This is a genomic window from Rugamonas sp. FW305-51 (assembly GCF_058786935.1).
In genome coordinates this window covers 43,033-53,182 of the sequence record NZ_JBYSZG010000040.1, presented here as the reverse complement: position 1 = coordinate 53,182, position 10,150 = coordinate 43,033, and the positions used below count along the sequence as shown (strand labels likewise).

The following is a 10,150-nucleotide window of genomic DNA, read 5'->3' as shown; positions in this document are numbered from 1 at the left end:
GGCGGCGCTCCAGCGCGCGTGCGCGGCGCGGAACACGGCGGCGGCCAGGCGCGGCATCAGGGCAATGGTCCCCACCAGCAGCAGCGCCACCGCCAGGTAGCCGAAGATGGGTAGTTCGAACACGGGCGGCGCGCGCGTGAGCAAGGCCGCCAGCGCGAGGCAGGCCACGGCGGGCCAGATCGTGGCCAGGCGCGAGATGGCCGCTTCCTCGGTCCCGGACTTGAGGGCGACGGCGGGCCGGGCGCGGGCCGCCTCCAGCGCCGGCGCGGCGCAGCCCAGCAGCGCGACACCCACGCCGAGCGCGAAATACACAAACGCGGCCACCGGCGTGAACTGCACTTCCGGTTGCACCCCGGCGAAAAATCCCGCGCCCAGGTCGCCGCCAAAGAAACGCAGCGCGGCGGCCGCGATGCCGTAGCCGGCGGCGATGCCGATGGCCGATCCGGCCACGCCCAGGCACAGGCCTTCCAGCAGGATCTGGCGCAGCAGGCGGTGGCGGTCCATGCCCAGCACGCGCAGCAGCGCGAACTGGCTGCGGCGGCGGATCACGGACAGGGCCTGGGTCGAGAACACGAGGAAGGCCCCGGTGAACAGCGCCACCAGCGCCAGCACGGTGAGGTTGACCCGGTAGGCACGGCTGACGCCATCGTTGCGGCTGTTCTGCTCCTCGTCGTTGGGCTGGCTGACGTGGAAGCGGCCCGGATAGCGGCGCTCCAGCTCCTGCGCCAGCTGCGACCTGAAGGCGTCGCGGTTGACGCCCTCACGCAATTTGAGGTCGATGCGCGACAGCTGCCCCAGCTTGTTGAAGCGCCACTGGGCTGCGCCCACGTCCATCACGCCCAGGCGCTGGCCGGCGCGGGCATGCAGCAGCGGGCCGGCCACGCGCAGCTTGACCGTGTCGGTGCCGCTTTGCAGGGCGACGGGCGCATTGCGCTCCAGCTTGAGCCAGGCCAGCGCGGCCGGCGACAGGAAGATGGTATCGTCGCCCATCGTGTCGTAGGGCTGGTCCTCGGCCGGTATGCCCATCAGGTCGGGCGCCACGAAGGCGGCCCGCATGGCGTCGATGCCGATGATCTTGAGGGCGTTGCGCTGGCCGGGCAGCGAGGCGTCGAATTCCAGCACGGGCGATGCCACCGCCACGCCGTCGCGCTGCGCCATGTCGGGGTAGATGGCTTCGTCAAAAAACGCTTCCGTGCCCCGCACCTGCACGTCGGCCACGCCGGACAGGCCCTTGATGGCGGACGAGAATTCGTTGAAGGCGGCGGCGTTGATCAGGTGGATGGCAAAGCCGAGTGCGATGCCGACGGCGATGGCGGCAATCGCCGTGACGGCGCGCAGCGGGTGGGCACGCCACTCGCCGAGCAGCAGCCAGCGCGACAACTGGCGCAGGCCGGCGGGCACCGTGCGGCGATCGGGTGCGGCTATGATTGCGGGCATTCGAGCGCCAGCTTTTCGGCCGCGTACCGGGCCCGCAGCTGGGCGTGTTCGGCGGCCTTGCCGCGCGCATTCCTGGCCGTATCGTCGGCCCACTGCCGGTACAGCTTGAGGCGGCCGCACTTCAGCCGCCTGGCTTCGGCGGCACGGTCGGCGCGGGCCTGCGCCCGTTCGTCGGCCTTGTCCCGTTGCTGGCGCTCCTTTTGCAGCGTGTCGGCCTGTCCTTTGGCGCGGGCGGTTTCGGCGGCGGCGGCGCTTGCGGCCTCCGGTGGCGGCGCGGCGGGCGCATCGAGCACGGCACCGCGCCCATCCGGGCACGGTGCGCTGCCGTAGCTGATCTTGCCGTCGGCCGCCGTGCATTTGTAGACGGGCTGCGCATCCGCCAGCGGGCACCACAGCAGGCCCGCGGCCATCAACAAGCCCGCCGCCATCGGCAGGCCGGCGGTCCGCAGCAGGCGCGGCGCGGCGTTCACAGTATCTTCCCCGGATTCATGATGCCCAGCGGGTCCAGCGCGGCCTTGATGGCGCGCATCAGGTCCAGCTCGACGGCGCTCTTGTAGTGCGCCAGCTCGTCGCGTTTGAGCGCGCCTATGCCATGTTCGGCCGAGATGGAGCCGCCAAAGCCGACCACGCTGTCGTGCACCACGCGGTTGACGGCGTCCTGGTTGGACAGGAAGGCTTCGTTGGCGATGCCGTCCGGCGGCGCCACGTTGTAATGCAGGTTGCCGTCGCCCAGGTGGCCGAAGCACACCAGCTGGCAGCCAGGGAAAGCCTGTTCCAGCAACGGTCCGGTGGCCGCGATGAATTCGGCGATGCGCGACACGGGCAAGGAGATGTCGTGCTTGATGTTCTTGCCGGCCGCCGCCTGGGCCAGCGGGATGTGTTCGCGCAGCTGCCACAGGCCGGCCGACTGCGCGATCGAACTGGCCACCACGGCGTCGTCGATGACGCCCTGTTCCAGCGCCGCGCCGATGGCGCTTTCCAGCAGTTCCACGGCGTGCTGTTCGGACTCGTTACTTGACAGCTCAAGTAATACATACTGGCCGTGGGCGGCGGCGAACGGCTTGGGCAGCTGGGGGAAATGCCGCGCCACCAGCGCCAGGCAGAACTGCGACATCAGCTCGAAGCCCGTCAGGCTGGCGCCGCAGCGCTCCTGCATCAAGGTCAGCAGGCGCAGCGCGTGTTCGGGCGTGGGCATGGCGGCCAGCGCCGTGATGCAGGCCTTGGGCTGCGGATAGAGCTTGAGCACGGCGCCCGTGATCACGCCCAGCGTGCCTTCCGCGCCGATGTACAGGTCGCGCAGGTCGTAGCCGGTATTGTCCTTGCGCAGGCCGCGCAGGCCGTCCCACAACTGACCCTGCGCGGTCACCACTTCCAGTCCCAGGCACAGTTCGCGCGTGTTCCCGTAGCGCAGGACGGCCGTGCCGCCCGCGTTGGTGGACAGGTTGCCGCCTATGCTGCAGCTGCCTTCGGCCGCCAGCGACAGCGGGAACAGGCAGCCTTCGGCCGCCGCCGCCTCCTGCACCTGCTGCAGGATGCAGCCCGCATCGACCGTGATGGTGCGGTTGACGGGATCGACGGCGCGGATGCGGTTCAGGCGCGCCAGCGACAGCACCACGGCAGTGCCGCTGGCGTCGGGCACGCTGCCCAGCACCAGGCCGGTGCGGCCGCCCTGGGGCACGATGGGCACGCGCCACTGGGCGCAGGCGGTCACCAGTTGGCGCACCTGTTCCACATCGGCCGGGCGCAGCACGGCGGCCGCCTTGCCGGTGAAGCGTCCGCGCCAGTCGGTCAGGTAGGGCGCCATGCCGGCTTCGTCGCAGACGACGAAATCGGCGCCCACCAGTTCGCGGCAGCGGGCCAGGAAGTCATGCAGGTAGGCGGGCGTGCTCATTTGGCGGGATTGACCTTGTCCAGCAGTTCCTTGGCCATGCGCTTGGCCGCCTTCTTGTACGGGCGCAGGTACATCACGGCGCACACGAAGTAGACGCACACGATGGCCGCCTCGCCCCAGCCCAGCCAGGCCGACAGGCTGCCCTTGTCGCTGTAGCCGCGCACCACGCCTTCGGTGAAGTACAGCAGTATCATCATGGACGACCATTGCAGCGTATAGATGTCGCGCCGGAACACGCCGTACAGGGGAATCAGCAGCGGCACGGCCTTGAGCACCACCCACGAGCCGCCCGGATGGAGCGGCGCCAGCACCATCTCCCACAGCACGCACCAGATAATCAGCAGCACCAGGCTGGCGATGGCGCCCCGGTGGAAATAGCGATGCAGTTTGTCGTTGACCATCATTGCCCCTGCAGTTTGACGGCCGTCTCGGCCAGGCGCCGGCCTTGTGCGATGGCCAGCCGTTTTTCGTCTTCCGTGATGGCCAGCTTGCCGTCCAGGCCGGCCCAGTGGCTGGCCCCGTAGGGCGTGCCACCGCTGGCGGTGGTCATCAGTTCGGGTTCGGTGTAGGGCAGGCCCAGCACCATCATCCCGTGGTGGAACAGCGGTATCATCATCGACAGCAGCGTCGCCTCCTGGCCGCCGTGCAGGCTGCCGGTGGAGGTGAACACGCAACCCGGCTTGCCCGCCAGGGTGCCCGACAGCCAGTCGGTTGAGGTACCGTCCCAGAAATACTTCATGGCCGAGGCCATGTTGCCGAAGCGGGTGGGCGAACCGAGCGCCAGGCCGGCGCATTCCTGCAGGTCGGCCAGTTCCACGTAGGGCGCGCCTTCGTCCGGCACTTCAGGCGCCGTCGCCACGGTCACCGTGGACACGGCCGGTACCGTGCGCAACCGGGCGTCGCAGCCCGGCACGCTCTCTATGCCTTGGGAAATGAGCTCGGCCAGTTTGCGCGTGGCGCCATGACGCGAGTAAAACAATACGAGAATAATCAGATTGGATCGGTTCATGTTGGTATTATATGGCGCTTTAGGGAGTGGCATGACTGCTACTCTTGCATCCTGATTATTGAGTCCATGTTTTCAAAATACGTTTATCCGATCTGGCATTTCTTCAAACAGCGCGTCGATGGCAGCGCCGAGGCGGTCCGCTCGCTGTCGTGGCAGGAAATCCGCGACCTGCTGCTGTTCGCGCAGCGCCGCCTGCGCGAGGTGAGCCTGACCCAGGTGGCCGGCAGCCTCACGTTCACCTCCGTGTTCGCGCTGGTGCCGCTGCTGACCATCGCGCTGGCCATCTTCACCACCTTCCCGATGTTTAACGCCTTCCGCAACGCGCTGGAAGCGTATTTTATCCAAAGCGTGATGCCGAAGGCGATCTCCAACACCATCATGAGCTACCTGACGGGCTTCGCGGCCAAGGCCACGCGGCTGTCGGCGGTGGGCGCGGTGGCGCTGGTGGTGACGTCGGTCGCCATGATGGGCATGATAGAGCGCGTCTTCAACCGCATCTGGCAGGTACGGCAGGAGCGGGGCTGGACCAAGCGCATCCTCGTCTACTGGGCCCTGATCACGCTGGGACCACTGTTGATCGGCGCCTCGCTCACGCTGTCGTCGCACTTCTTCATGGCCACCAGCGACCTGGTCGGCGGCATTCCCGTGCTTGGCGCCCTGATCTACACCCTGTTGTCGATCGCCCTGACCACGGCCGGCTTCACTTTGCTGTACGTCTCCGTGCCCAACCGCGACGTGGACTGGCGCGACGCGGCTTGGGGTGGCCTGGTGGCCGGCCTCGCATTCGAGGTGGCCAAGCGCGGCTTTGCCATCTTCATTATCCAGTCTCCCGCTTATTCGAAGATCTACGGTGCGCTGGCGGCCTTGCCGCTGTTCCTGCTGTGGGTCTACGTATCGTGGCTGATCACGCTGTCGGGCGCGTTGCTGGTGGCGGCGCTGCCGGTGGTGAAATACGAGCGCTGGTGGCACGAGGCCGTGCCCGGCGGCGAGTTCGTCGACGCCATGGCGATCCTGAAAGTGCTGTACACGGCCTGCCACTGCAGCGATACGGCCCTGGTGAGCGCGGGTACCATCCGCCGTGCCACCCGGCTCGGTTTCGATGAAATGGACGTGCTGCTGGAAAAAATGGCGGCCGAAGGCTGGGTTGGACGGGTGCAGACCGAGGCGCCGCGCCGGGTCCAGTGGGGCAAGCGGGTCAGCGAGGGCGGCGACCACTGGGTGTTGCTGGCCAATGTGCACCGCCTGACGCTGGCCGACGTCTACCGCCTGTTCGTGTTCGGCGGCATGCCGGTCAACGCCGGCGTGGTGGCCGACGGCGACGATGAGCGCGACGTGCGGGCCGCGAGCGAGGCCGCTGCACTGGCGCGCTCGGTGGAAACGGCCGTCGAGCAAGGCCTGGGCCACACGCTGGCCGAACAGTTCGGCCAGCCGGCCTGCCGCTGAGCGGCTGCCTTTCCCCGCCTTTTTTCGCTTTCTTCTTACCGGCCGACGAAGCCGGACAGGGCGTCCAGCACCGCGTCGGGCTGCTCGGTCATCAGCGAGTGGCCGCTGTCGACCTGCACCACCTTGCCGTGGGCGATGGTGGAGGTGAGCAGTTTGGTCGAGCGGGGCGGCGTCATCATGTCGCGCTGGCCGAACACGAACAGGGTAGGGCAGCGCACGGCCTTGGCCGCCGCCTCGCCGTTGGCGTAGCTGTTACAGGCCGCAAAATCGGTATGGAACACGAGCGCCGGGTTGATGGCCGAGATGCGCTGCATCAGCCGACGGGCGCCGTTCATCACATAGAAGCCGGGCGCGGGGCTGGACGGCTTGTGCGCGATCGACGAATGGGACCAGATGTTGACCATGTCGATGGCTGCCTGCTCGTCCGTGCGCGCCGTTTCCAGCAGCGCGTCCGACACCTTCATCGGATAAGTGGAGCCGAGCATGCCCAGATGCGTGACCCGTTCCGGCGCCTTGAATGATGCCTCCAGCGCGATCAGCGATCCCATGCTGTGCCCGAACAGGGCGGCCTGGCGCACCCCGGCCGCGTCCAGCACGGCCAGCAGCCAGTCGGCCAGCGCTTCCACGCTGCCCTTGGCCTGGCCCTTGCTGCGGCCATGGCCGGGCAAATCCAGTGCCAGCACGCCGTAGCCGTGATGGGCGAAATAGCGCGATTGCAGGGCCCACACGCTATGGTCGTTCTGGGCGCCGTGGATGAACACGACGGTGGGCAGGGCCGGGTCGAACGGCTTGCCGCCCGTGTAGCAATAGGCGTCCACGCCTTCAACGTTGAGCAGCATGTCAGGCTCCTTTCTGGGACAGTTTGAGGCCGCGGGCCAGGTCTTCGATCAGGTCGTCCGCATCCTCCAGGCCGACGGACAGGCGCATCGTGCTTTCCGTGATGCCGGCAGCGGCCAGCTGGTCGGCCGGCACGCGGAAGTGCGTGGTCGAGGCGGGGTGGATCACCAGCGACTTGGCGTCGCCCACGTTGGCCAGGTGGGAGAACAGCTTCAAGCCTTCCACGAAGCGCTTGCCGGCCGCGCGGTCGCCCTTGAGGCTGAACGAGAGCACGGCGCCGCAGCCCTTGGGCAGCAGGGTCTTGGCAAGTTCGTAGTCCGGATGGCTGGGCAGTTCGGGATAGGACACCGATTCCACGGCCGGATTGGACTGCAGGAATTCCACCACCTTGCGCGTGTTGGCCACATGGCGCTCCATGCGCAGGCCCAGCGTTTCCACGCCCTGCAGGATGGCGAAGGCGTTGTGCGGGCTCATGACGGCGCCGAAGTCGCGCAAGCCCTCGCGCCGCGCGCGCAGGGCGAAGGCGCCCACGGTCGATTCCTCCGCGAACACCATGCCGTGGAAGCCGTCGTACGGTTCGCACAGTTCGGCGAAATGGCCCGTTTTTTCGTAGGCTGCCTGCCAGTCGAAGGTGCCGCCATCCACCAGCAGCCCGCCCATGGCCGTGCCGTGACCGCACAGGAACTTGGTGGCCGAGTGGAACACGAGGTCGGCGCCGTGCTCCAGGGGGCGCAGCAGGTAAGGCGTGGTAAAGGTGGAATCGAGCATCAGCGGCAGGTGGTGTTCATGGGCCAGCGCGGCCACTTGCGGCACATTGAGCACGTCCAGTCCCGGATTGCCCAGCGTTTCGGCGAACAGCACCTTGGTGTTGGGGCGGATGGCGGCGCGCCAGGCGTCCAGGTCGCGCGGATCGACGAAGGTGGTCTCGATGCCGAAGCGCTTGAGCGTGTAGGCCAGCATGTTGTGCGAGCCGCCATACAGCGCGCGCGAGGCCACGATGTGCGAACCGGCGCCGGCGATGGTGGCCAGCCCCAGGTGCATGGCGGCCTGGCCGCTGGCCGTGGCAATGCCGGCCACGCCGCCTTCCAGCGCGGCGATGCGTTCTTCCAGCACCGCGTTGGTGGGGTTGGAGATGCGCGAGTAGACGTGGCCGGAGCGCTCCATATTGAACAGCGAGGCCGCGTGGTCGGCATCCGGGAAGGCAAAGGCGGAGGTGAAGTAGATCGGGGTGGCGCGTGCGCCGGTGGCCGGGTCGGGTGTCGCGCCGGCGTGCAGCGACAAGGTATCGAAGCCGGGGTATTGTGGGCCGCTCATATTGTCTCAGCTTATCTGGTTGGAATGGTGGGCATCCTACCGCGAAACCGAAACCCGTTGTAGCAACAACGGCAAAAAATGTTGCGATTTGATTATTCGCAAGGCTGGATTTTTTGCCGGGCTTAGGCTACATTCGCTATAAGGCTACGACAAGTAGAAATCTCATTCATATAGCCCATCACAAGCGGATAGGACGGCCCAAAATGAAAGTTTCCGAAATTCTCCAGGTTAAAGGCAATATTCTTTACACCATTTCCCCCGACCAGCCACTGGTTGAAGCCGCCAACACGATGGCTGAAAAGGACATTGGTTCGCTGGTCGTGATGGAGTTTGGCGATCTGGTCGGCATGTTGACCTTCCGCGAAGTACTCAAGGCAGTGCACAGCAATGCCGGTGCCGTGGGCGCCGGCACCGTGCGCAAGCACATGGACGACCATCCGATCACCGTCACGCCCGACACGGAAGTAAACGAAGTGCGCCGCATCATGCTGGAAAAGCATGCGCGCTACCTGCCCGTGATGAACGCCAAGACGCTGCTGGGCGTGATCTCGTTCTACGATGTGGCGCGCGCCGTGCTGGAAGCGCAGAGCTTCGAGAACCGCATGCTCAAGGCCTACATCCGCGACTGGCCGGCCGAGACGACGGAATAAGCGGACGGAATAAGGGCGCGGCGCCACGGCGGTCCGTCCTGTTCAAGACTATGCCACCTGCGGGTGGCATTGTTTTTTGCGCGCCCGATTGAGCGCCGGCTGCCGGCTGCCGGATTAGCCGGCCCAGACGGCGTTGACCAGCACCACCGGCAGCAGCGTGACGGCGAACGCCAGCAGGCGGCGCGGCGTGACGCGGGCCAGCAGCATACGCCAGGCGAGGAAGGCGGAAAAACCGCCGCCGCCCAGTAGCCATGCGGTGCGCGCGGCCGGCAGCCAGTCCAGGTTGATGCGCTCTGCTTTCAGGTGGCCGGCCGTCAGCATGAACAGGCCGGTGAAAATTCCGGCGCCGGCCAGCGGCACCAGCACCAGCGCCAGGCGCTGCCACGACACCTCCGGCAGCCTGGCCAGCCGCGCCGCCAGCCGCAGCGCGAGCAGCACGGCGCCGCCCAGCGCCACGCCGCCGCCCAGGATAAACAGCAGCACGCAGATCCCGTCCAGCCAGGTGAATACGTCGTTGACGGCCGGGTAGTGGGTCAGCAGCCACCACGGCGCGTTGTCCTGCAACAGGACGAAACTGTCGCGCGCGATCAGCCAGTCGGCCAGCAGCGTTTTCAACTGGACGTAACGGGCGCTGGCCGACCATTGAAAGGCGGCCGTGGCGATACCGATGATGCCGAGGCACAGCATCAGCGCTTCGGCCGTGCTGGCGTCCTTGTTGCCGGTGGCGAGGATTTCGCTGGCCGGCGCGCGCACCGACAGGCTGACGGCGCCCTTGTAGCCGCTGCAGCGCCCGCAGGCGTGGCAGGCCGACGCGCTTTTCATGTGGCGGATGTCGATCAGCGGCGCGCAGTTGACCATGGGCGCGCGTGCCGTGTCGCGCTGCCACGCCTGCGGATCGACGCGAAAGTGCAACGGCGCGATCTTCGCCAGCAACCCGAACACGCCGTTGGCCGGGCACAGGTAGCGGCACCACACGCGTTTGCCCTTGCCGTACACGAAGCCGACGGCCACTGCTACTGCCGTCGACCCGCCCAGCACCAGCAGCGCGGCCTGCGGATATTCGTACACGCTGACCAGCTGGCCGTAGACGGTGGTGCAGACGAAGGCCGTCAGCGGCCAGCCGCTCCAGCGCATCCAGCGCGGGATGGGGTGCCCCAGGCCGTGGCGGCTGGCGAACTCGGACAGCGAACCCTCGGGGCAGAACACGCCGCACCACACCCGGCCCAGCAGCATGGTGCCCAGCATGACGAAGGGCCACCAGATACCCCAGAACAGGAACTGGGCGAACAGGCGCAGATTGTCGTACAGGTGGGCGTCCTCGGGCGGGATCGGCATGCAGGCCGGCACCACCAGCAGTACCGCGTAAAACAGCACCACCAGCCACTGCAGCCCGACGATGACGCGCCGGTGACGCCGCATGGCATGGCCGATCGCGACCAGCCGGCCCGGCGTCGAAGCCGAACCCTCGGCGGGGGCCGCGGCTTCGGCGCCGGTGGTGGCCGCCGCCAGGTCCGCCGCTTGAGCCGGGGTGGGCGTCGGCGGCGTACGTGGCCGCGCTGCCGGCACGAT

10 protein-coding genes are annotated in these 10,150 nt (G+C 67.4%); 2 read left to right on the top strand and 8 right to left on the bottom strand.

What is annotated here, in order from left to right:
- The 5 genes from AC3WOS_RS22340 to wrbA form a co-directional block, all read right to left on the bottom strand.
- Positions 1–1,437, bottom strand: a 1,437-nt coding sequence (locus AC3WOS_RS22340) for an ABC transporter permease (protein WP_492718662.1), incomplete at its 3' end; no start/stop codon positions are given.
- Positions 1,422–1,907 carry a DUF4124 domain-containing protein gene (locus AC3WOS_RS22335; RefSeq protein WP_492718661.1) on the bottom strand — a complete coding sequence of 162 codons (486 nt, stop codon included), beginning with the start codon at positions 1,905–1,907 and terminating at the stop codon, positions 1,422–1,424. The genes AC3WOS_RS22340 and AC3WOS_RS22335, both read right to left, overlap by 16 nt.
- A complete protein-coding gene (locus tag AC3WOS_RS22330; protein ID WP_492718660.1) occupies positions 1,904–3,328 on the bottom strand; it encodes an FAD-binding oxidoreductase in 1,425 nt (474 codons plus the stop codon). The genes AC3WOS_RS22335 and AC3WOS_RS22330 overlap by 4 nt, the downstream gene beginning before the upstream one ends.
- A complete protein-coding gene (locus AC3WOS_RS22325; protein ID WP_492718659.1) occupies positions 3,325–3,732 on the bottom strand; it encodes a DUF2069 domain-containing protein in 408 nt (135 codons plus the stop codon). Before AC3WOS_RS22325 ends, AC3WOS_RS22330 begins: the two co-directional genes overlap by 4 nt.
- Positions 3,729–4,337 (bottom strand): NAD(P)H:quinone oxidoreductase, encoded by a 609-nt coding sequence (gene wrbA, locus AC3WOS_RS22320; RefSeq protein ID WP_492718657.1) that lies wholly within the window; start codon positions 4,335–4,337, stop codon positions 3,729–3,731. Before wrbA ends, AC3WOS_RS22325 begins: the two co-directional genes overlap by 4 nt.
- 66 nt (positions 4,338–4,403) lie before the next feature.
- Here wrbA and AC3WOS_RS22315 point away from each other — a divergent pair, with 66 nt between their 5' ends.
- On the top strand, positions 4,404–5,780 hold the full coding sequence (locus AC3WOS_RS22315) for a YihY family inner membrane protein (protein WP_492718656.1): 1,377 nt from the start codon (positions 4,404–4,406) through the stop codon (positions 5,778–5,780).
- Positions 5,781–5,815: 35 nt separating this feature from the next.
- On the opposite strand, the gene AC3WOS_RS22310 is transcribed toward AC3WOS_RS22315, so the two are convergent.
- Together AC3WOS_RS22310 and AC3WOS_RS22305 are read right to left on the bottom strand one after the other, a co-directional pair.
- Positions 5,816–6,619 (bottom strand): alpha/beta fold hydrolase, encoded by an 804-nt coding sequence (locus tag AC3WOS_RS22310; protein ID WP_492718654.1) that lies wholly within the window; start codon positions 6,617–6,619, stop codon positions 5,816–5,818.
- 1 nt (position 6,620) lies between these two features.
- Positions 6,621–7,931, bottom strand: a complete 1,311-nt coding sequence (locus AC3WOS_RS22305; protein WP_492718652.1) for an O-acetylhomoserine aminocarboxypropyltransferase — start codon at positions 7,929–7,931, stop codon at positions 6,621–6,623.
- Between the two features lie 203 nt (positions 7,932–8,134).
- Here AC3WOS_RS22305 and AC3WOS_RS22300 point away from each other — a divergent pair, with 203 nt between their 5' ends.
- Positions 8,135–8,581, top strand: a complete 447-nt coding sequence (locus tag AC3WOS_RS22300; protein WP_492718650.1) for a CBS domain-containing protein — start codon at positions 8,135–8,137, stop codon at positions 8,579–8,581.
- 114 nt (positions 8,582–8,695) lie between these two features.
- Here the strand turns inward: AC3WOS_RS22300 and AC3WOS_RS22295 are convergent, their stop codons facing one another.
- Complete coding sequence (locus AC3WOS_RS22295) at positions 8,696–10,000, bottom strand: 4Fe-4S binding protein (protein ID WP_492718664.1); 1,305 nt, start codon at positions 9,998–10,000, stop codon at positions 8,696–8,698.
- Between the last annotated feature and the right edge of the window lie 150 nt (positions 10,001–10,150).

What these genes read in the sequence shown, in the direction of transcription:
- AC3WOS_RS22325 (WP_492718659.1), bottom strand. Translation starts at nt 3,732, where the DNA reads ATGATGGTCAACGACAAACTGCATCGCTATTTCCACCGGGGCGCCATC.
- wrbA (WP_492718657.1), bottom strand. Translation starts at nt 4,337, where the DNA reads ATGAACCGATCCAATCTGATTATTCTCGTATTGTTTTACTCGCGTCAT.
- AC3WOS_RS22305 (WP_492718652.1), bottom strand. Translation starts at nt 7,931, where the DNA reads ATGAGCGGCCCACAATACCCCGGCTTCGATACCTTGTCGCTGCACGCC.
- AC3WOS_RS22300 (WP_492718650.1), top strand. Translation starts at nt 8,135, where the DNA reads ATGAAAGTTTCCGAAATTCTCCAGGTTAAAGGCAATATTCTTTACACC.
- AC3WOS_RS22315 (WP_492718656.1), top strand. Translation starts at nt 4,404, where the DNA reads ATGTTTTCAAAATACGTTTATCCGATCTGGCATTTCTTCAAACAGCGC.
- AC3WOS_RS22330 (WP_492718660.1), bottom strand. Translation starts at nt 3,328, where the DNA reads ATGAGCACGCCCGCCTACCTGCATGACTTCCTGGCCCGCTGCCGCGAA.
- AC3WOS_RS22310 (WP_492718654.1), bottom strand. Translation starts at nt 6,619, where the DNA reads ATGCTGCTCAACGTTGAAGGCGTGGACGCCTATTGCTACACGGGCGGC.
- AC3WOS_RS22295 (WP_492718664.1), bottom strand. Translation starts at nt 10,000, where the DNA reads ATGCGGCGTCACCGGCGCGTCATCGTCGGGCTGCAGTGGCTGGTGGTG.